Genomic DNA, 22,169 nt, shown 5'->3' on the forward strand with positions numbered 1-22,169 from the left:
GTGATTGTAATATTTAGGGTTATATATTAAATTTAATTCCCTGAGCCAATGGTAAATCCTTACCATAGTTAATCGTATTGGTTTGTCTTCTCATGTAATATTTCCATGCATCCGATCCGGATTCTCTTCCACCACCGGTTTCTTTCTCTCCACCGAATGCTCCTCCAATTTCTGCACCGGACGTCCCGATATTTACATTAGCAATTCCACAGTCGGATCCTGCATGTGACAAAAATAACTCTGCTTCTCTTAGGTTTTGAGTCATAATTGCTGAAGACAGTCCCTGCGGAACATCATTTTGCATAGCAATTGCTTCTTCAAGCGTTTTATACTTCATAATATAAAGAATAGGCGCAAAGGTTTCATGCTGTACGTTTTCGTATGAATTTTTTACTTCAGCAATACATGGTTTTACATAACAGCCCGAAACATACTCTTTCCCTTTTAGCTGACCTCCTTCAACAATAAATTTTCCACCTTCCTTTTTACATTTTGCGATAGAATTTTCGTACTGCTTAACAGCTTGTTCGTCAATTAACGGACCTACATGATTATTTACATCTAATGGATTTCCTATTTTCAACTGGCCATAAGCTTTTACCAGTTTGGTCTTAACTTTATCATACACACTTTCGTGGATAATCAGTCGTCTTGTAGAAGTACATCTTTGACCTGCCGTTCCAACCGCACCAAATACAGCTCCGATAATGGACATTTCTAAATCTGCATTTTCAGTGATGATAATAGCGTTGTTGCCACCTAATTCTAATATAGATTTACCGAAACGTCCGGCAACTTTAGACGCAACTTCTCTTCCTACGGCCGTAGAACCGGTAAATGATATCAATTGGACATCTTTACTTTCTACCATCTTCTGGCCTATTACATGATCGCTGATTACCAGATTGGAAATTCCTTCCGGCAGTTTATTCTCTTTCAGAACTTCAGCCATGATATTCTGACAAGCTACAGCGCAAAGTGGTGTTTTTTCGGAAGGTTTCCATATAATAGCATTACCACATATAAGAGCCAATGCTGCATTCCAGCTCCATACGGCTACCGGGAAATTAAAAGCTGATATAATTCCTACGATTCCAAGCGGATGGTATTGTTCGTACATTCTGTGTTGTGAACGTTCCGAATGCATGGTGAATCCGTGTAATTGGCGGGATAATCCAACTGCAAAATCGCAGATGTCAATCATTTCCTGTACCTCGCCCCAGCCTTCCTGAAGAGATTTTCCCATTTCATAAGAAACAAGCTTACCAAGATCTTCTTTATATTCTCTTAGTTTTAATCCGAATTGTCTGATGATTTCTCCTCTTTTGGGTGCAGGCATTAACCTGAACTCAGAAGAAGCCTGCTGTGCAAGTTTGATAATCTTTTCATAGTCTTTTTCAGAAGCTGTTTTTACACTAGCGATTAGTTTACCATCTACTGGCGAATAAGAGTCAATAGATTTTCCGGTTGCAAAAAATTTGGTTCCGGAAGAAGCACCTTTATTGTCTTTAGAGATTCCAAGATGCTGAAGAGATTTTTCGATTTTAAAACTTTGATTGGTTTTTGTCATTTTAATTATAATTCAGTGTTCGTTCACTAATATAACTATTTTTGGCGATTCCTAACAGTCGTTTACCGATTATTATACTAAATTTAACATCTTTGCCAGAAGAATTACAACATAAAACGGTTGATATTATAATTTTGTTCTTTATCCTTAATATATTACAATAAAGGTTTTATAGTTTAATTCCTGAGATTAAATCATTATTTAAATATCGATTCATTCTATAAATATGGGTAAACCATTTTTAATAGCAAACTTCTCAAATTCAGTATTAAGAGCAGCCTTTTCAAATACAATATATAAACTCTTTAGTTTCTTTAGTTCTTTTAAGATCAAAAAGCTCTCAATTTTTATATTTTGAATATTGGTAATTTCCAGAACTTCTAAATTATTCATTTCTGTAATGTTATCTAAGGCTTTCAGATTCCTTAAACCTAAAAGTGATACTTTTTTTATTTTGTCTGGATTTTTAAACTTTGGAACTTCATAAATACTATTCATATATCTTAAGGAAATGTTTACCAGATTTGGATGATTTGCAATATCTTTTTGAAAATCCAGATCGCTGCATTTTTCCAAAATCAGATTCTCTATATTTGGAAACTTTTCTGTAAATAATTTCGGATTAATTAGCTTTCTGTGTACTCTTAACTCATTTATTGAGGCATTGCTCCTCAGTAATTCCAGATTTAAATCATATACCGCCAGATATTTCAGTTCTAAAAAATTATTAATGTAGAAATTTTGTTCATTGTTTAATCCTTCACATAAATAACTAAAATGTTTTATTACAGGGAATTTTACCAGTTCATCAAATCTTAGATTTTTCCTGGCATTGGTTGAAATATCCAGATAGCTTAAATTATTAATGCTTTTTAAAAAATTTAAATTTTCTAACTTTTCGTCATAATCACTAACATATATTTTCAGTTTAGTGGCATTTGATAAATACGGAAAAACATAGATACCCGAAACCTTGTTGTCCAAAAGTGAATTTTCAGATTCTATAATAACAGAAATTAGAAAATTCTCTTTATCCAGTATCTCATTTAAAGTAATAAGCTTTTCAATTTCAACCTTTTCTTCAATTCGTATTGTAAGCATTTTGTTTTCTCCGCCTGAAATTTTTTCAATCTCATTTATGGTTATTTTATGCAAATCAACTAACATTCAGTTTTCTTAAAGTTATATTTAGTTTCTCACCTGTTAATGCTCCATAGATTTTAGAGTACATATTACACCTGATTTCTATCTTTTGTAAAATTCTCTAAAATCTATTTCCTGAAATATCCCTGTTTTCAGCCATTTATTCCCCATATCAGGCTGTTTTGTTGGTTGTAGTATTTTAGACTGATACATTTGTCCAAAAATATAAAATGAGAATATTTAACCAATTATTCATAACATCTGCGTTTATTGTTTTCGTGGGCTGCAATTCAAAGAATAAAACTTCAGAAACAAATAAAATGAAAACTGAAGTTACACAAAAAGCCATAACATTTGCCGATTTTAAAAAGATAAAAGGAGTAGATAATATACAGGATGTACCATTTCAGCTATTTACCAAACAGGATTCTGTACAGTTTTTTGTATCTCCGGATAAAAATGCTGCTCATCTTAAAAAAGCTAATAATAAACTCGATAATTATTATGGGTTTGAAGAATTTGATGACTTCTACTCTATTCACTTCAGTATTGATAATAATATTTCGAACAGCATCGAAGCTTTTGTCTTAAAATCGGAATTTAAAGCAGCATTTGAACTGACTTTAAAAGGTGTAAATCTTTATGAAATAAGAAGCAGTATGTTTAAAGAATCTGATGACTTTAAAAATAAATCTTTTAATAAATATGGTACAATTGATGAAGTGTCAGAACAGGAATTTAAAACAGCATCAAAAAAACGAATTGATGAAGCATTGGTGAAAAATCCACACATAACACTGAAAGACAACAACTGGATATATACTGAAAATGGCAAACAAGAAATCATTACACAGCATAAAGATATATCTACAGAGACCGGACCTCTTGCTAATGAATATGTAGGACGATCATCAGCCTTAAACATGGAAGTTTTTAAAGAAAATTCTAACGAAGTTACAGATCCTTACTATTCTTTTTTCAATGTAAAAGATGCAGTGATGTTTGATTTAGCTACAAGTGGCTATCCACAAATTCTTCCTGTTAAGAACTGGGTTTCCTTTGTCTCATCCAATAATGATGTAGGAAGCAATTTGGTGATCAGTAAATACTTTCCACAAACAAAAAAACAAGGCAATCTTTTATATGTGAATTTCACTAACTTCAAAATAGCAGATGAGAAAAAGGCATTTTGGGTGAAAAATGATACTTTCTATGCTGAAGTCTATCCTCTAAATTCAGCATCAGCTAAAGGTAAAAAGCAAAAAGCAGCATATATAAAAATCCAGTTAAAACCTAATTTATTTTAGCTAAGAGCCTTATAGTTAATACTCTTCGATAATTCGTCAAGCTCATTACAGGCATAGCTCAGGGTGACATTGCTAATACAAACATCTTCCTTTAGAGATGTCGGACCGAGTTCAGTTTATAGAAAGCCTGACGAACTATGAAGGCTAAAATCATTTTGAATTAAAATTTTAACAGGATCAAAAATTGCTTATCATTACTAAACAACTGATAAGAATAAGCTAAAAAACCCCTGAAATCAGCCAGTGTGTATGGAGATAAAGTCCAATATCTTTGCTACAGTTTTAAAGATATATAATGAAAAAATTAAGTTTAACAATTCTTTTTTCTTTACTGAGTTTTATCACTTTTGCACAGTCATTAAGAGTAGTTATTAAACAAGACGGAAAAGTAGTTCAGCCTGTAAATGATGTTTATGAACTTAAAAAATCTCCTTTCCTGTTCGAAATCAATTCTACAAATCTGGAAGGTTTTCTAATTGGAGCAACTACAGACGAGAATATTTACACAGTGGCTGCAGATACGTACAATCCGGAGGTTGCATGGTTTCAGAATACAGGCATGGCGGAAGAATTATATAATAAAGACAAAGAAATGTTTTTAATGGATCAGGCTCCTTCGTATTGGTACTTTACAGATGCTAAAGATCACCGATTCGACAAAAACCCTAAAGGAAATTTAAAGCAGTGGACTGCTACACGTACTATTACAAGGTTTTATGATATCATGGTAGACCAACCCATCAGTTTAAGGGATTTTAACGGAAATGCTTACGTATTAATGTATGAGCCGGTATATAATGACGAATATGATTTAATAGGGAAGAAAAATCTATTTCGTGCTACGTTGAAATTCAAGGACTAAATTATCACGCACCGAATTAACTTGATTATATAAAAGGCCTGCTTACAATATGTGAGCAGGCTTTTTTACAATGAATATTTTATTCGATAATCAAACCGTATTCTATCGCAAGTTTAATCGCTGAACTAAGATTGGAAGTTTGAAATTTTTCGATAAGATTCTTTCGGTGACTTTCTACTGTATGCGGACTGATGAAAAGCTTTTCTGCCATTTGGTTGGTCGTAAGTCCTTTCGCCGCTTCGGCTAAAATTTCCTTTTCTCTTCGTGTTAGTTTCGGAACCTGGTTTAGCCCATCCAGCGATTTCTTTTCCAGGACAGAATTGGTTTGTGAACACAAAAATTGTTTACCCGCATATACAGTATTAATCCCTTCCAGGATTTCGGAAACCGAAGCGTTTTTCTGGATATATCCTAATGCTCCTTCAGCCAAAGTACTGTTAATTACAGGCAGCTCATTGTGAACACTGAGTATTATAATCTGGAGATTTCCATACTTCTTCTTTAGAGGTTTTATGAGCTCGATACTGTTGGTATCTACCAGATTGATGTCCAGCAATAATATATCGATAGCTTGTTTTGCAAGACCTGCATTCATTTCCGAAACATTTCGGAAACAATCTACAACATCTATTGTATCACTATTTCCCAAAATATTCTTCAGTCCTTCTAATAGAAGTGGATGATCGTCTGTTATAGCTACTTTTATCATGTTTTTAATGAATAGGTATTTGAAGTTCTATACTGGTGCCAATATTCAATTCGGATATGATATTCATCGTTCCTTTCAAAAATTGAACTCTTGATTCTATATTGTGAAAACCAGCGGTTTTTTTTACGTTTAGTCCTTTGTGATCAAAACCTTTACCATTGTCCTCTACTGTAAGGTTGAGCATGTTTTCTTCCTGACTTATCTGAATAATAATTTCGGAAGCATCAGCATGTTTTATGGCGTTATTCACCAATTCCTGAATGATTCTGTAGATTATCAATTGCTTTTCCTCGGACAAGGAATTGCTGTAGTTGATAAATTCGGTATGGATATCTAAAGCGTTATTGGATATACGGGAAGCAAACTCCTGGATAGCAACTTCCAAACCATATTTCACTAATAAATCCGGCATTAAATTGTGTGCTACACGTCTTAGTTCTTCTACAGCACCATCAATTTGCTTAATCGATTTTGAAATGCCTTCTTCTATATTTTCGGATTGATGAGGATCTAGATAAGAAAGCTGATGTTTAGTACCCGATAGCAACCCTCCTAAGCCATCATGAAGATCACGGGCCAAACGGCCACGCTCCTGCTCCTGGCCTTCCAGCAATGCAGTAAGTGTTGATATTTTTGAATTTTGCTTCTCTTTTTCCATAGCCAGAGCATGCAACTCGTCTCTTTGTTTCATAGACTTGGCACGTTGCTTATAGGCGTAAAGTAATAAGAGGATTAAAACAATAAAAATGACAATAAAAATAGTATAGTAGGTATTGATTTTCTCTTTGAAAGCCAATAGCTTTTTATAGTTATTGATGTCATTATTCTTCTGTCTGGTTTCTAACTTTGCCAGACGGAGTTGTTGTTCTTTTTTCTCTGACTCTAGTTCTGAAAATTTTAATCGTTCACGTTGATTTTCTTCTACCAGTTTTAGGTTATTATAGACCTGTTCACGTTGTGCCCTAAGTATATTTATCAACTTGATTTCTTGCGCTTTTTTATCGCTTTCCAGTTGTAGCTTTATATATTTCTGCTCCTGTCTTTCTTTTTCAAACTGAGATTCCAATCTTTTTGTGATATCCAGTTTTTCCTGATCATAGACACTTTTGTATTTATCAACATAACTTTTATAATAAACAAGTGCTTCTTTATAATTACCCTGCTCTTCACTAATTCGGGATAGAGATTCCAAGATAGATAGTTCTATATTATGGTTTCTGACAGGACTTTTTCCGATTTCCATAGAGGCTTTCAGAAAATAAGACTTAGCTAAATCGTAGTGTTTATTCTGTATGGCCAACTCTGCCAAAATTCCAAACGAAGAAGCGATATGAATAGCATCACCCGTTTCCAGGCTAACTTTATTGGCTAATTGAGCATATTCCATGGCTTTTTCCGGATTAAACTCAGTATATAAATTGGCTAGATTAATGGCTGCATAAGAAAGATTGCTCTTATTAAGCATAGACCCTTTATTCTTGTTAAACGTCGTGATTGCCTGCACATAATATTGTTCTGCTTTATTCCTAAACTGTTTATCAGAAGGGTTTTGAACATATTTTTGTTCAAACATATAGCCCATTCTCATATAGGCATCAAAGATCAGGTTGGGATCATTTTGTTTGGATGCTAATAATAGAAACTGTTTGCTATATTTTTCTTCCAGCTGATATTCATTCAGGTCAGCATAAATTGCGGATAATTCTTTGGCTGTATTTCCGTATCTTCCGTACAGTGTAGAAGTCGTTGGTGAATTTTCGTAATAATTAATGGCTTTCAGGTAAGCAGCCACGGCATCAGTAATTTTGTTATTACGGGTGAGAATCCAACCTCTTGCATATTCCAGATATCCTTTTGCCTCGTTACTATTTGTTTTTAAACTATAAGCCTTTCCCATTTCCAGACTTTTTGAAGATTCTGCTTCTTTGTTATCAAGTCTGTAATTCATTGCCTGAACGGCATATAAAATAGTAGCATACTTCCCCTCTGCCAGCTTTGTGGCAATGGAAATATTATTTGCTAAAATCTGATAAGATTTCGGTTTGAGATTATGGAAAAATAAGGCAGTCGCATATTTAGGAGCTATATTTAACTGCTCGGTTGTATTGTCTGAAGCATTATTATATTCCTTTTCTAATTTGCCCAAAGCATCTTGTGCCTGAACAAAAAGCGGACAAATAAATAAAGTGAATATAAGTAATAACCTGTACATCAAACCCTTCTCTCTATTAAAATTTATTATATTGAGGAACGTAAATATAGATAAAATACTTTCTAATCAATTTCGAAATCATTTTGTTCAGCGAAAGACTTCCATTTCTGGTATTTCTTTTCGTTTTTAAATTCCAAACTTTCACCATAGTGGTATACCAGACGCTGTGTGGCATATTCGTAAGCACTGTAAGCATTAGCTTGTTCGTAGTACTTAATAGCCTTCTTCAAATCTGTTTTTACACCCAAACCTTCTTCATAGAGAATACCATAATAAATACAGGAATAAGTCTGCTCATAATCTTTATTCAGGTAATCCAGAAGATTATTATAATCGCTTAACTGATAATATATTTCTGATATTTTATCGTAGTTATAGTAGTACTTTTTTTCTGCCTTTTGGTAAAAGTCCAAAGCTTTATCGTAATCCTGCTTTACATGTTCACCAAAATAATACAGATCACCTAAATTGGTAAGCGCCATTCCGTCACCAAGCTCCGCTCCTTTTTCGTAGGCTTTAATTGCTTTTTTGATATTAAATGAATACCCCGTGCCGTTGTGGTACAAAGCGCCAATATTATTCCAGGCGACTGCATGGTTTTGTTGTGCAGCCTTTTCGTAATAAGATATTCCTTTCTTGGGATCAAATAATTCTTCAATTTCGGGATCGGTAAGTAACAGACCAATTTCTACCCAACTGTCCAAATCATTTTTTTGAGCAGATAATTCAAACAAACGTAATGCTTCCTTGCAATTTTGATCTTCCTTAGCATCAAGAGCCATCTTTTTAATGGTCTCGGCTTCCATGAATTGCTCAGGATTACTACCTGCCCGATCTTTCCAATTATTATAAAAGGAAATAAAGTATTCTAAATCTTTTCCCCGGAATGAATAGCGATCCAGATAAATAGAACCATACTCGGAGAGCTCTACCAGCTGAATGCTTTTATCTTCATTCATCCTGAACATCTTATCCCCCAGATACAGAAACAACAGCCCTTCTTCCGTTCTATAATTTAAAGGATTAGAAATATACTCGTACAGCTTTTCGGACAAACCATTTTCGAAATCAAATACTTGATAACCATCCTTTTTCTGAACTGACAGAAATCCATTTTCCAAATAATGAATCTGTTTAATATCAAAATGGGGAGCGATTAGCCAAATATTATTTTCGGCATCGAAAAGACCTAATCCGTTTTGGGTTTCAAGTGTAAAGACATTGTGCTTATATTCGATATTCGCTTTTCCGTTTACTTTTGTGATCCGCTCATTTTCCAGTAGAAACAGATGTGTCAGGCTGTTATAAATCTTCCAGTTTTTATCTTTACAAACCGCCAAACAATCAAAACGTTCTAATAGCATCAACTGATCTGCCTCCTCAATTACAGAATTACCTTTTTCATCTATCAGCCTGCCTTTTTTATCAAACTTATTTGGTTTAACCCAAAAACAAGCACCCGCTTTTACAATGCTTTCTTCAACAAAATCACCCAGATAACTTCCTTCTTTTGTGTAATATCTGCGTTTGCTGGTTCCTTTTTGTTTGGTGAAAAAAAGTTCCGGAAAATAATCATATTCATAAGGGTTATCACTTTCAACAGGAATAATCATCTCTGCAAAATTAGAAACTCCATATTTCCCACCTGTTTCCACACATAAAAATCCATAAGTAATTACTTCAGTTGAGTCATAATCAGGAGGAAGTATCCAAGTATTTGAATGGACTTTTAGAATTCCTGTCTTTCCTTTTATTTTTATTTCGCCCAAAGGCTCGGATTCAAAGTCGAAAACATCAAAGGCTTCTTCATAAACCGGAGGAACCAGTTCTTTACCGTTACTCTGCAGATAACCAAACAAACTATCTTTCTGAATCACCGATATACCGTAATAATAATCTGCTTCAAAAATATCATCATAAATAGCCGGAGCCAGAATGGTACCTTTTGAGTCTTTCAATCCAAATTTCCCTTCTTCTTCGAATATAGAAGATGCTATTTTCTTGTAAGCAAGTTCTTCAAAATATCCCAATCCGTAATTGATCCAGTCTGTTTGTAAAATATCGAGAAATGACGAATAACCGTATTGTGAAAACAAGGAATCTAATAAGCTAATATTCTGAGTTTCCACTGCTTTTTTATACTGCTTGCTTTTCTGCTGAATCTCCACAAGCCATTCCTTTGCCTGTACTTTGTGCTTTTCCTCGCTCATATTGAAGACATCTGTTGCATTCAGTACGAAGGAATCATAAGGCAATGCTTCCAGAAACTCAAACATTTTGTTAACGGGTTCGTAGTAAGCTTTTTTATAATGCAGTTGATAGGTATCAGCCAGTAGATTGAAAAAGTAACGCAGCTGTACAATTCCTTGCTCTTTGTGGGAGAAAAATTCAACACCTTCTACTCTGATATCTTCTGCAATGAGAGGGTATAATAATATAGGAATTTCATAGTTCCATTCGCCCAAATAGGTATCGAATGATTGATTTGTTTTCTGATCGTAGTTGTATAAATAAATACGGTGTGCCATTCGCTAAAATTACCAAATCCGGTAATCTTAAAATATCCCTGTTTACAGTGATTTTGCAGATTTGTATTATTGGATTAGCGCGACATTCTTCATACTAAACTCCCCTATTTTAACATTGTTATGATGAGCTTATCTCATAGCCTTGGCAAGGCTGTATCTAAAGTTTAAAAAATCAAAAATGCAAACTTTCAAAAGCTGTTAGTTATTTATCGCTTGTTGCACCAAAACTTCCGATTTCGATACTGTATTCCAGATTGGAAATTTTATCTAGAAAAGAAATGTTTTTATCTATTAATTTACCTTTATTTTCAATAGTGAGCTCTTCCAGACTGGTAAGATTGGCTAAACTTTGTAGGGATTCTATCACACCGCTCTGAAAGATATGGAGGTATTTAAGACTCTTAATTTTTGAAATAACTTCTATAATGGCTTCAATATTTTTACAAAGACTTATATCCAGATCTTTTAAATTATTGAGATCTCCCAGCCATGAAATGTCGGTTAATGATTTAATCTCGGACAGGTATAAAGCTTCTAATTTATTAAAATGAGTAAGTGTAGACCAGTCACAGGAAACATTGCCTTCTATAGATAACGTATGCAGTATTTCATTTTCAGGAAACCGATAGTTTTCTTCTGTAAATTTTTCAATGAAAATAGTTTTTAGCGCTGGATGTGTAAACAGATTAACAAACCGTTTGGAATAAGGCGTAAACAGCTCTTCTAATCGCGTAAAAACAGTCCAGTCAATCAGTTCTTTTCCTTTGTATGTACATTTCCTTATTTCGAGACGAAAAGCATTTTTCAGGGCATACAAAATTTCTCTTTTGTCAATATTGAAGTTGGAAAAATAGATAATATTGACATTTCCGAAGACTTCTCTGAACTCAGGAAGTTCAAAAATAGCTGTATCACAGGTTTTTCCATCCAGAATAAGATTGAAAATCTGTTTTTCTTTCATTAATGCTAAAATTTCTGTGGCAGAATCTCCACTTTCTATTACCACAAAATGATCTGGTCTTTCTTTAGCTGTGCTTCCTATATACATCTGATATGCATGTTTTTAACAGTTATAATATGCTTCAGGAATTTCAACCACCTTTTTCGTCATTTGTTCCAATTGCTGAGCAAACTGATCGAAGAAATAAGTATCTTCTATAAAAACGTACAGATAATTTCCGGTACTAAGATGAACAATAAGATCTGCATACCCTGCTCCTTTTGCCGGAAGAACATTCTGAAAGGTAAAATGTCTAATTTTTTCAAGGTCTAGAATCAATGCAGTGTCTATTCCCGCAAATCCTATTTTATGATTTGTATTGTCGATCCATATACCACTTTTCTCTCCCAATAGTTCTTTTACCTTTAGCGGAATGTGCTTAACGCCATCATTATCGATATAATTAACTTTCATATCCAAACTATTATCGAATGGTATTAATCCTGATATTTCCATCACTTCTTCATATTCTTTATTTTCTAAAAAATACTTGTACTCCCTTTTGTTATAGAAATGAAGTGATGTGCTGCCATCGTCATAAGAATACCCTTTATCATAAGTATAGCAAATAGAGGCATTTATACCGTTTGTCAAAACAAATTGCAGATAACATTGGTCTTCTCTTTCATAACCGTACCGACTAATATCAATATCGTCATCAACCCAAAGTTCTCTCAATTGCTGATAACTTTTATCAGTATTCGTTTCCTCGTACAGGCTTACAAAGAACTCCTGTACAGGGCGATTAGTACTGATATTGTCGGCATATACTTCTAATTGATCGATAAGAAGACCCTCTACTCTAACCGGATATCTGAATCTTAAATATCTGGCACCAAAATCTGTAAAATAAGCTTCCACAAAACCCGATCCTTCCAGTTGCTCGTATGTAGTATCCCACGATAACATGTGCCTGGGCTCCGCATAAACTTCATAGCCAAAATCGATATCATCCGGATATTCGTCAAGAATCTGATAATTCCGAGGCATTTTTTTTGCCCATATTTTTACTTTATCATCTTCATTTCCGGCTTTACATACTGCAAAAAAGATTTCGGAGTCAAAACCAAACCTATCCGAAAGTTCGCGATATACTTCTTCAAAACCTTTCAGCTCGGTAGATATATAGTGTTGATGATCTGCGAAAACAAACAGAAAGGGTACATCTCCTAAAATATGTACATATGCATACTCTAGTGAATGAATATTTGCATTCTCAATATTACCATGATCTTTATAAAAAAGTATATCTCCTTCTATCCAGGTTTCTTTATTCTCCATTTACTGTTCTTATTGTTTTTAATCCATTTTTCGAAAGTTCAGCATCAATTCAACAATCTTCTTACTTATCTTTCCTTGTTAGTTTTAACTGCTTTCCATCTTTTACAAGATTGAAAACCATTTCCTTCGATGGATTGAAAATTTGTGTTGGCCTGTCACAGAAATCGGACTTGCTAATGCTGTCAACTTCCATTTTGATCTGGTTAGCTCCCGTAAAATAATACCTGCCGTGCACCTCAGTAAAGCAATCATTCCCACATTCCCATGCATCATAGCTTCTGAATTTTTCTTCATCTAAAAAGTTGACAGCATGAAAGTTGAAAATAACTGCAGTGTCAATTCTTGGAGACATATAATAAGTTTTCCCACCATCCGGAGCTATAAGTCCTCCTTCATTAAGAATCCAGTTGGTATTTTTCAGATAATTCGGAAAAATCGTTTTTTTTCTTTCCGATTCTTTGCAACTGTAGAACACAACCAGCAGCGCACTCAAAATCAGGAAAGCAACATTCTTTTTCATCATTGTGTTTTTTTATAATTATTGAGTCAATTATTCTATTTCCAATAATCAAATTTTATGTTCAATTTTTCAAATGCCATTTCCTGCTTAATAAGCTTTTCAAGATCGTCAAAAGTCAGCAGGCCTTTTGCCTCAAATTCACTACCATTGGGTGTTTTGTAAGTATATTCAAAAATATCACGCTGGTAAAGATCCTCCAGAATTTCAACTTGTTCAGCTTTTAAATACTTACGGTGTGTCTTCAGCTGATTATGCAGGTTCTGTTTGATTTTCTCTTCAGAATCCTCATAGAGCATCGAGTATTCATCTATTTCGGTTAGAGATTCCAAAAGCTGTCTGAAGATAAAATCCTGTAGATTTTTGGATAAAACTTCAGCATCTGAATCATGACCAAAAAATGTAATGGGAATTTCACCATTATTCTCCATATCCAATTGGAAAACATACAAATCTCCGGCACCGTTTTTTGCGAGAGGAAGCATTTGGTACTTAGGATTGATGTCATATACTTCATGGTTAACTATTTCCCTGATTCCATCGCGATAAACAATCGGATCCCAAATTTCGATATCACTTCCAAACAGAAGCAAAGGCGGATTTTCTTTTAACGTCGGAAAAACATTAGTGTACCAGCCGTTTCCATCAGAACCCCAATCCAGCATTCTATCGGCATATAATTGCTTATAAAGCTCCGGATAAGTAAAGTTAAATTCTTTTTCTAAGTCTTCTAAAGTACTCATAGGCATATTTAAACCTGTTTTCTAAATATTTCTGGTATTTCCCAGACTATCTTTTTCTTCTTGTAATCAACTTTTTCATCCGTTTTAGGATCATAGCTCAACATCTCAGGATAAGTATTATTCAGAATGTTATGAATTATCTCTTTTAACTTCCCGTTTGTTTCGGTATACATAGCGCATTCGTTGTACAGTCGCCAAAATACCAGAACTGCAACTCCTTTATCACATAACGGATGCTCTAAAATCAACGATGCCTGTTCTGGTTCGTCCAGAAACCAGGCTATATTGAATAATTCAATCGCAGATTCTGCACGCTGGATATTGTTTTTCCAATCCGCATCAAACCAATCTTCTATGTCATCCTCTTCGTAGTACACATAGCTGTCTTCGCCATTGGTTTTCTGATAAATCCAGTCGGGAATAATGAGCTCATTTTCATAAAATGGTGCCGGATCAAACTGACGACTTGTTTTTTTATAAAAGTTATCAGGATAATTCTTTAAAATTGTTTTCAGCAGTGTAAACACCTCGTTCAGGTATTCATCCTGTAACGTTATATCCAATTTACATTGCTGAAAATCCTGTGGCTGTGCCAGCCAGAATAACTCCAGAGCAGTCGCTTCACTACAAATAGGACTTTCAACAATCCATTGTAAAACTTTCACACCATTGTCCCAATTATGATGGGTAGCGAGGTAATGTAATTCTTCCGAAGTCTTTAACTCTCTGAATATTGATTCGTCTAACTCACTTTGCTGAATGCCTTCATGAAAATGGGTGTTAATAAAATCTTGTTGCTGATTTGTTATATTCATAGGCTATGTATTTCGGTCAGTACAAACAGACTACTCTTCACTTTTATCATAATAAATTCCCAAATTAAAGATAATAAAAGGTGCCAGATGAAAATATCCCTGATAATAGCGGTTTTTATAACAGGTATTAATTTCTATTCGTAAATTTTTGCACCTTTAAAAATATCTGCAAAGGTTGACCAGTCTGGTTTGTCAGCATTTATATCTAGTTTTATATTGTTGTAATACCCCTGAACGTCTTCGGTATATGCACTTAAAGCTTCTAGAAAATCGGGCAATGTTTTGTTTTCCCAATTTTCAGGATTGTCTAAAAGGTCCTTACGTAATAAGTCAAGAAACTTAATGAAGCTTTGCCTGTCTGTAACTTTAAAGTTGTTAAGTGTATCATTCATATAATTGGCTATAATATTTTCGAGTTTTACGTTTGATCAGCATTCTCCCTGCTCGTATCCACATTATCTATTAACATCGATTTTCAAAATTTGTCCAAAATCATCACAATAATTTATTGAACTGCTATACTCCCATTCCCAGGGTTTTGATGCACATAATCTGGCTTTTGTTCAAATACTTTTAAAGACCATGTTTCAATTGGTTTATTATTTTGTTGCCATAATTAATAATTTTTCACTTGAATTCCTTTCCCTGCACGAGCGAAACGCTCACGCAAGCGGAAGCCTTTTCTTTTATTTGCGCCATGTTTTCATCCAGTCCAGATATTCCTCTTGGTATGGATTATCATTCAGTAAAATAATCATCTCTCTCAGTTTATTTCGATCAAACTCATATTCAGTTACGGAAAACATTAAGAAAATGTCTTTCCCAACAAGGTTTTTAAAGAAGTTTTCTTGTTTTAATTTGAGTAAAACTTCAAAACAAGTTTGATACAAGGTTTGCTGGAACTCTTCAAACTCCTCATCATTTTCCTCATCGTCATTATCATATTCTTCTTTCATATCATCTTCGATTGCTTCATACAGCTGATGGGATATTGCAGAAAATCCATCGCCTGGCCTGCTACCTTCATAGCACCATTCTGCTGGATCAAATGTATAATAGGTCAAGTCGTTTTGAGGTCTGGTAGCTAAAAAATCCATCGTATTGGTTGCCGGGCAAACCGTCATAGCACCTTCGTCGCTGTATAATGCAAAAGCATAAATATTTTCAGCAGCATGATTAGCCACTATTTCCTGAAAATATTTTCGGGTTGCTGCTTCAATCTCTACAGCTAATTTTTCAAAATCTAAATTCATTTTTTTAATCCTAATCAGTTACAATTTCATCGCTTCCAAAATCGTTTTCTATCCATCCATGAAATCCCATACACATTCCGTCTCCTTCAAGAGTATTAAGTTCTTCAACCACTTCGCCATCTTTATAAAGGACAATATTGGTTTGCAAATCCAGGCGGTAGTTTTCATTTTCCAGAGAGCCAAATATTCCGTCCATTTGCATCATCATGCCATATATGGTGTTGTCTATCGCTGTTAGATGAGCTTCCCGAAGTGTGTTGTCAGCTTCTGGCGGGATTTTGCTGATAGCAGATTTCCGGATATTCTCGAACACAATATAGCCTGCCCCATGCTGCATCCACAGTTCTCTGTCACGCTTATCTGATGGTGGGTTTGTAAGTTTTTTTTTCATATCATTCTAATGTATTGAAGTATCATTTTCAGCGACCAGTATGTCAAAATTTCATTCTAAATATATAAGCTATCCAATAGTTCTTTTACTTTCGTATTGCTATCACTATTGATAGCCAATGCAGTGTTCTTTTCTACAATTGGCTCTCCCGGTATGCTTATGTAAAAAGCCATTTCTTCTACTTCATTACCATATTTTTTCACAAGTTCCTGTTTGGCAATGCGCAGAGCATCTGTAAATAACTGCAGATTTTTTTGCCGTTCGCGTGCATAGTCAAATCCCTGTTGAAATAACGGTACAATATCCTTTCTGTAGCGATCCAAAAGCAGTTTGGTGAAAGTGTCTACACCTTCTTTTACAGCGCCTTGGCTAACGCACAGACACCATTCAGGAGCATCCCATTCTTTATTTTTATGGATTTTCTTTAAGCTTTCGGTTGTAGAAACTGCTGCATAAGCGGTAAGGCAATCATTGTCCAGTATCAAGGCAAAGGCATACATCTTTTGTTCTTTCTTACTGAAAAGCTGATGAAAAAAATCGAATTCATTTACAATTGAACTAGATAAAACAGGAAGATTCGTTTCATGCCAATTTTCAGGATTTACAGAAACAGTATCCATTTCATTGTTCTCAGGAGTCCAGTATCTATTAGTGCTGCAAGCTCTTTCCAGATCATCCATATCGTCCTCACCTACACTCAGTGAAAATTTAGAGGATAATAAACCTCTGATTTGTGCCAGTGTCTGATTAACTTTTTCGTTTATGATATAGTCACTAAGTGTTTTATCATGTTTCTGAAAATTGCTGTCTTCTGCAAAATGACTTTTTATTTTATCGAGGGAAACGACAATCTGATCGAGATCAACGATTATTTTCACCGCTTCTTCTTCACTCAGTTTTATCTTATTATTGCTTTTACTCATGTTTTTCTACTTTAATATTCCCAGACAAAGGTTTTCCATTCGGTTAAAAGATATCAGTTTTCTAAATTTTTCAGGCATAATCTTTTTTCAGTTTGTCTTCTGTAATCCTTGTTCCATCCAAATCAAACAATCCGTTTTTATCTTTTAAAAATTTTGTTGTATAACCTTCTTTATCGATGAATTCATAAATAGATAATGTTGCTATATCAGTATTTTCCAAACAAGTTTTAAATCTGAACGCACGCTTTGCATCACAGGAATAACCTTCTTTGAGATCCAGTAATTTCCATGTTTTGGGATCTGCTTTTTTAATCTGATTAAAATAATAGTAAACATGCAGACTATCTTTGGCAAACTTACCATCATTAAAGGAAACAAAGGTTTTAGGGTTAGCCTCTTTCAGTATTTTCACTTTACCTGTATGATCATAACAATAGACCTGATGTTTATCCTTCGCATAACCTGAGGAAATTTGTGTCGTACCATCAGCTGAGCTTCCATCTGAAAAATAAAAGGTCTGGTGCATCAGATTTTTATTAAAACCATCATCACATACTTCAAAAGTCTCAATATCATAAGGTTCAAATTTTCCACCCAGACACCATACAAAATGACGGTCTTTTGCAAAGCAATAATTTAATGCCTCAAAACTGTTTACATCCGCATTTTTCAGTCTTTTATTCTGCATAAAACAATGCTTATTATCCCTAGCAAAGAGTTTATTAAATACAAAAAAACATTCCGGATTAGCTTTTAATTTCGTTGTACGCCAATATATATCCGTCCCGTCTGTCCAATAGGAAATTCGGGATTTTGTGGCTGGATCAAAAAATACCGCTTCTTTATCAAAATCGGCAATATCATTCTGGTCTATACTTATTAATCTAGGTGCATGCATTGCTAGAATTCATTTTCAAGTGATTATATTTTTGCAAAGAAATTAAACGTTTGTTCAGCAATAAGCTTTGGGGTTGTATCGGATATATCATCGATTCGGTCTTCGTACAATTCAATTTTTATTATTTTAACATCGTTCGGAATTTTATAGGTTTCATCTTTTGTATAATTATAACCCGCTACATTAGAGCCTTCTTTACCGGGAGTCTTTTTGATTTCCACATAGTATCTCAGCGTCATACTATTACCATTCTGCTCTCCTTTTTCAAAACGAATTTTCTTAATCCGATTAATGTTGAGTCCACCGGAACTTATATTTCCCTGTATCCGAAATTTCAGTATTTCAGCATTTTTGGAAGTCATAACAATCATGGGATTAAGACGCTCAGTAACTTCTTTACGGGTTGTATAATTATGTACAGCTCCTGTTTCCGGAACTTCTCTTGTAACCCGATTGGGTTCTGAGTAAATAGCCGTAACATTCAGTTTCTGAGCATTTGTTTCACAGCCAAACAAAGTCAGGAATGAAGCTAAAATCATGAGTTGTTTCACCACTTTATTTTTAATAAATCTTCGATTTAAAGATAATCAAAGCTGTTGTATGAAAATATCCCTGAAAATGGTGGTTTTATAAAATTCCACCACTGACCATATTCTATTGTATTCCTTTTTTGGCGTCTTTCAATATCTTTTCAGCTTTCAGTCTTATTGCTTTTGGTAATAACTTGAAATTTGTATCACTTTCTTCGCGATATTGATCTTCTTCCTGATATGGAATCCATCCTGTAATTTTTGATTTTGAAAGTGTCTTTTGACCTCTCTTGGTATAAACAATAACTTTCAATGGCTTGGCATCTAATCCATCCGATTCTCCAAAATAAGTCAGATAAAACTCCGGAAAACCATCTTTGTCTGCATCACCTACTTCGCAATAGTTAATGAGGTACATCGGTTGTCCCAAATCTTTCGCAAAATCTTTAAAGGTTATTTGTGAAATCAATCCACCATGATCTTCCAGAAAAATCCCTGAGTATAAATCTTTGGGAGTGCCTTCGAAATACGTGCCTTTTTCAACTTTTTTTTCATTAAGATACCAAACATAACTTCCATGGTTAGGAACAAAGGATTTTACGATCATCACAGGATTTCCTTCTAATGGATTTCCTAGTTCCTCAATAATCTCTTTGTATTTTTTATCTGAAGAAAAATATATTCCTGTTCTTATTTGTGCAAAAGATGATATGCTTATCATAAAGGCAGCAACAGGTAATAGTTTTCTGAAAATCATAGTGTATATTATTTTGAGTGTATTGTTTAATTACGCTTTTATCCTTCTTCTGAATTGGTTTTATATATTCTGGTTTATCTCAATTTTAGTAACCAGGATGTTCAATTAAAATGTTGTAGAAATATAATGCTGCTAAAACTACTACAATAATTCCGAAAATGAGGAACGAAAGGACGTAGTAAAGTGCCTTTTTATGTTTTTTTCGTATAGAATTAATGATGAAAATAATGAGTGTAAAAGAAATTCCTGCTCCCAAAAACAAAGCCAAAGCGGTAAGAACCAAAGCTCTTTCCAAGTGTAAATCTGCGGATGACAACATGTTTAAATTATACTTTTTAATTAGATTTTGAAATTTTATTCATCATATCTTGTCAATATTAAAGAGAAATAGAGAATGGTACAATACCAATTATCAGCTATATTTTGCAGTCATAAAAGAGCATGCTTATTTTATTTATAGATTTCAATTTTCTAAAAAAAAAATCAATTTAAAACTTTAATTATCCTTCCGGATTTAGTTACTAAAACAACTATTATATGTAATTCCAGATAGTCTTTTTCATTTATTAGACTAAACTCATTATCTTAATTAGAATTAATACAAATAAGATAAGCAAATATTATAATATTTGCTTATTTTTGTTCTCAATGTATTATTAACATGGAGAATTTACCACAAGAGAATCAATCGAGGTTTAAAAAATGGTTTAAGAGAGTTGGCTGGGCAGGTTTAATCTTCTTTACAGTGAAGGGGCTTGTATGGCTGGTAGTTTTCTACTTTGGAGCAGATGCACTGAAAGGATGCTTTAAATAGGCATACAAAATAACTTATGCCACTTCCATTATTACCAACAAAGAACCTACTGAGATAAATATCCAGAGAAGTACACCCTGTACCAAAGGTTTTACACCTACTTTTTTTATTGAGCTAATGCTTAGTCCGGATGCGATTAGGAATAATGTTATATTCAATGCTTTTTTGGCCATAAAAACCATTACTTCACCAAATGGTTTGATCTGTGGGAAATAATATGCCAGTAATATTGCTCCGATAAATCCAAGAATAAAATAAGGTATTTTAATTTTTTTCACAGAACCATTATTCAATACTGATAGCAAAATAGAAACCGGGATAATCCATAAAGCACGTTCCAGTTTTACAGTAGTAGCTATTTTCAAAGCCTCCTCTCCATATTTCTGAGCAGAACCAATAACAGAACTTGTATCATGTATCGCAATAGCAGACCATAATCCAAACTGATCCTGGCTCATATTAAGCTGATGGCCAATAACCGGAAAAATAAGTAATGCCAGTGCATTTAGAATAAAAATACAAGCCATAGCAATCGAAATATCCTCATCTTTGGCATTGATAACGGGAGCCAATGCTGCAATAGCACTACCACCACAAATGGCTGTACCTCCGGAGATCAATGTACTTGTAGATTTATTAATTTTCAGATATCTTCCTATAATAAGGCCTATTATAAGGGTGAAAAATATTGAAGCTACGGTGAATATCAATCCCTCCTTCCCTACTTTTATGGCTTCTGTCAGGTTCATTCCGAAACCAAGACCCACAACCGAAAATTGCAATAGATATTTAGCAGCAACAGAATTGTGCTTTATATAAGGGTGACCGATAAAAAAACTTACTACGAATCCTAATATTAAGGCCAATGGTGGTTCCACAAATGGTGTAACGCAAAAGATAAGCAATACAAAGAATAGTATTTTCTGAAGTAGTGTTGCTTGTTTCATAATTTTAAATTTCATGAAGCAAAGCTCGGAATTAAACATTCCAAAAACTAATCAAAAAATATTATATACTATAACTTTTGTTTATGATTATGAAAGAAATCTAAAAACAATTTTGGAATACCATCGAAGTTCCCATGCGAATAGACAGCATTAAATTGACGCTTAATACTGAACTTCTCTATATCCAATACTTTAAATTTACCCGATAACAATTCATTTCGGAGGGCATGAATTGATAAAAAACCAATACAATTACTATATTCCAGGAAGGTCTTAATACTCTCTGTGCTTCCCAACTGAGCCTCAACTTTCAGATCTTTTAACCGTATATGATTCTTATTAAAAATATCAGCTATTATATCGAGGCTTCCGGAGCCATTCTCACGAAGAACAAAATTCTGTTCTTTCAGTTCACTAATATTAATTTCTTCCTGAGCAAATAAAGGATGATTCTGATGGACAACAGCGACAATCTCATCATCCATTACTGGCTCATATTTTAAGCTGGACTTTCCGGAATGTCCTTCAATAAAACCCAAATCTATTGTATTTTCCTGCAATTCTTTTTCTACTTCTTCTGTATTTGCATTCAGCATCTGTATAGTAATATAAGGATGCTCTTGCTTGAAAACAGCCAGAACTTTGGGAAGTATATATTGTCCTATTGTGGTACTCGCTCCGATGTTCAGTCTTCCGTTGAAGCTGCCTCTCAGTTCATCTACTTTAAACTGAGCTTCTTCATATACTTTCAGCAGCTGCTGTGCATATTCATAGTATACCTTTCCGGCTTCGGTAAGTCCTACTCTTGCGTTTTTACGTTCGAAAAGGCTTACACCCAATTCGCTCTCCAGTTCTTTTATGTTTTTGGTAACGGCAGGCTGTGTAATAAAATTGAGTTGTGCTGCTTTAGTAAAGCTGTTGTGCTGAGCAGCTGAACAAAATATCTTTAAACGAAAATCCACTTTTAGA

Annotated in this window: 23 protein-coding genes; 3 read left to right on the forward strand and 20 right to left on the reverse strand. The window is 34.2% G+C overall.

Going from position 1 to position 22,169, the window contains the following annotated elements; translation table 11 throughout:
* Positions 1-19: 19 nt before the first annotated feature.
* Positions 20-1,570, reverse strand: a complete 1,551-nt coding sequence (gene amaB / locus BAZ10_RS03420; protein WP_078770852.1) for an L-piperidine-6-carboxylate dehydrogenase — start codon at positions 1,568-1,570, stop codon at positions 20-22.
* A gap of 213 nt (positions 1,571-1,783) precedes the next feature.
* Positions 1,784-2,737, reverse strand: coding sequence for a hypothetical protein (locus tag BAZ10_RS03425; RefSeq protein ID WP_078770853.1), 954 nt, complete (start codon positions 2,735-2,737; stop codon positions 1,784-1,786).
* A 296-nt stretch (positions 2,738-3,033) separates the two neighbouring features.
* On the opposite strand from BAZ10_RS03425, the gene BAZ10_RS03430 reads away from it, so the two are divergent.
* Both BAZ10_RS03430 and BAZ10_RS03435 read left to right on the forward strand, forming a co-directional pair.
* Positions 3,034-4,020, forward strand: coding sequence for a resolvase (locus BAZ10_RS03430; RefSeq protein ID WP_245803732.1), 987 nt, complete (start codon positions 3,034-3,036; stop codon positions 4,018-4,020).
* Between the two features lie 295 nt (positions 4,021-4,315).
* On the forward strand, positions 4,316-4,882 hold the full coding sequence (locus BAZ10_RS03435) for a hypothetical protein (protein WP_078770855.1): 567 nt from the start codon (positions 4,316-4,318) through the stop codon (positions 4,880-4,882).
* A gap of 79 nt (positions 4,883-4,961) precedes the next feature.
* Here BAZ10_RS03435 and BAZ10_RS03440 read toward each other — a convergent pair whose 3' ends face one another.
* The 16 genes from BAZ10_RS03440 to BAZ10_RS03515 all read right to left on the reverse strand — a co-directional run bounded on the left by BAZ10_RS03440 (position 4,962) and on the right by BAZ10_RS03515 (position 19,758).
* Positions 4,962-5,591: a response regulator gene (locus BAZ10_RS03440; protein WP_059155790.1), complete on the reverse strand. Its 630-nt coding sequence runs from the start codon at positions 5,589-5,591 to the stop codon at positions 4,962-4,964.
* Positions 5,592-5,595: 4 nt separating this feature from the next.
* A complete protein-coding gene (locus BAZ10_RS03445) occupies positions 5,596-7,803 on the reverse strand; it encodes an ATP-binding protein (protein WP_078770856.1) in 2,208 nt (735 codons plus the stop codon).
* Positions 7,804-7,865: 62 nt separating this feature from the next.
* A complete protein-coding gene (locus BAZ10_RS03450) occupies positions 7,866-10,331 on the reverse strand; it encodes a tetratricopeptide repeat protein (protein ID WP_078770857.1) in 2,466 nt (821 codons plus the stop codon).
* Between the two features lie 202 nt (positions 10,332-10,533).
* A complete protein-coding gene (locus tag BAZ10_RS03455; RefSeq protein WP_078770858.1) occupies positions 10,534-11,379 on the reverse strand; it encodes a leucine-rich repeat domain-containing protein in 846 nt (281 codons plus the stop codon).
* Between the two features lie 15 nt (positions 11,380-11,394).
* Positions 11,395-12,612 (reverse strand): hypothetical protein, encoded by a 1,218-nt coding sequence (locus tag BAZ10_RS03460; RefSeq protein WP_078770859.1) that lies wholly within the window; start codon positions 12,610-12,612, stop codon positions 11,395-11,397.
* Positions 12,613-12,673: 61 nt separating this feature from the next.
* Positions 12,674-13,135 (reverse strand): SPRY domain-containing protein, encoded by a 462-nt coding sequence (locus BAZ10_RS03465; protein WP_078770860.1) that lies wholly within the window; start codon positions 13,133-13,135, stop codon positions 12,674-12,676.
* A gap of 32 nt (positions 13,136-13,167) precedes the next feature.
* Entirely contained in the window at positions 13,168-13,872 is a 705-nt protein-coding gene (locus tag BAZ10_RS03470; protein ID WP_078770950.1) for an SMI1/KNR4 family protein, read from the reverse strand.
* Positions 13,873-13,880: 8 nt separating this feature from the next.
* Positions 13,881-14,687 (reverse strand): DUF4274 domain-containing protein, encoded by an 807-nt coding sequence (locus tag BAZ10_RS03475; protein ID WP_221407194.1) that lies wholly within the window; start codon positions 14,685-14,687, stop codon positions 13,881-13,883.
* A 134-nt stretch (positions 14,688-14,821) separates the two neighbouring features.
* The gene (locus tag BAZ10_RS03480) at positions 14,822-15,079 is read right to left on the reverse strand and encodes a DUF7660 family protein (protein WP_078770862.1); all 258 of its coding nucleotides are present in this window, start codon (positions 15,077-15,079) and stop codon (positions 14,822-14,824) included.
* Between the two features lie 294 nt (positions 15,080-15,373).
* Complete coding sequence (locus tag BAZ10_RS03485) at positions 15,374-15,940, reverse strand: DUF4303 domain-containing protein (protein WP_078770863.1); 567 nt, start codon at positions 15,938-15,940, stop codon at positions 15,374-15,376.
* Between the two features lie 10 nt (positions 15,941-15,950).
* On the reverse strand, positions 15,951-16,331 hold the full coding sequence (locus BAZ10_RS03490; RefSeq protein ID WP_078770864.1) for a hypothetical protein: 381 nt from the start codon (positions 16,329-16,331) through the stop codon (positions 15,951-15,953).
* 56 nt (positions 16,332-16,387) lie between these two features.
* Positions 16,388-17,254, reverse strand: a complete 867-nt coding sequence (locus tag BAZ10_RS03495) for a DUF4303 domain-containing protein (protein WP_078770866.1) — start codon at positions 17,252-17,254, stop codon at positions 16,388-16,390.
* A gap of 70 nt (positions 17,255-17,324) precedes the next feature.
* Positions 17,325-18,152, reverse strand: coding sequence for a DKNYY domain-containing protein (locus BAZ10_RS03500; RefSeq protein WP_245803733.1), 828 nt, complete (start codon positions 18,150-18,152; stop codon positions 17,325-17,327).
* 23 nt (positions 18,153-18,175) lie between these two features.
* Positions 18,176-18,703, reverse strand: coding sequence for a hypothetical protein (locus BAZ10_RS03505; RefSeq protein WP_245803734.1), 528 nt, complete (start codon positions 18,701-18,703; stop codon positions 18,176-18,178).
* A 103-nt stretch (positions 18,704-18,806) separates the two neighbouring features.
* Complete coding sequence (locus tag BAZ10_RS03510) at positions 18,807-19,439, reverse strand: hypothetical protein (protein ID WP_078770868.1); 633 nt, start codon at positions 19,437-19,439, stop codon at positions 18,807-18,809.
* An 85-nt stretch (positions 19,440-19,524) separates the two neighbouring features.
* Entirely contained in the window at positions 19,525-19,758 is a 234-nt protein-coding gene (locus tag BAZ10_RS03515) for a hypothetical protein (protein WP_078770869.1), read from the reverse strand.
* A gap of 342 nt (positions 19,759-20,100) precedes the next feature.
* Between BAZ10_RS03515 and BAZ10_RS18965 the strand changes: the two genes are divergently transcribed.
* Entirely contained in the window at positions 20,101-20,253 is a 153-nt protein-coding gene (locus tag BAZ10_RS18965; RefSeq protein WP_165689656.1) for a hypothetical protein, read from the forward strand.
* Between the two features lie 14 nt (positions 20,254-20,267).
* Here the strand turns inward: BAZ10_RS18965 and BAZ10_RS03520 are convergent, their stop codons facing one another.
* The gene (locus BAZ10_RS03520) at positions 20,268-21,200 is read right to left on the reverse strand and encodes a YeiH family protein (RefSeq protein ID WP_078770953.1); all 933 of its coding nucleotides are present in this window, start codon (positions 21,198-21,200) and stop codon (positions 20,268-20,270) included.
* A gap of 68 nt (positions 21,201-21,268) precedes the next feature.
* Complete coding sequence (locus tag BAZ10_RS03525) at positions 21,269-22,162, reverse strand: LysR family transcriptional regulator (RefSeq protein WP_078770870.1); 894 nt, start codon at positions 22,160-22,162, stop codon at positions 21,269-21,271.
* Between the last annotated feature and the right edge of the window lie 7 nt (positions 22,163-22,169).

It is taken from the genome of Elizabethkingia occulta, from assembly GCF_002023715.1.
GTDB lineage: Bacteria > Bacteroidota > Bacteroidia > Flavobacteriales > Weeksellaceae > Elizabethkingia > Elizabethkingia occulta.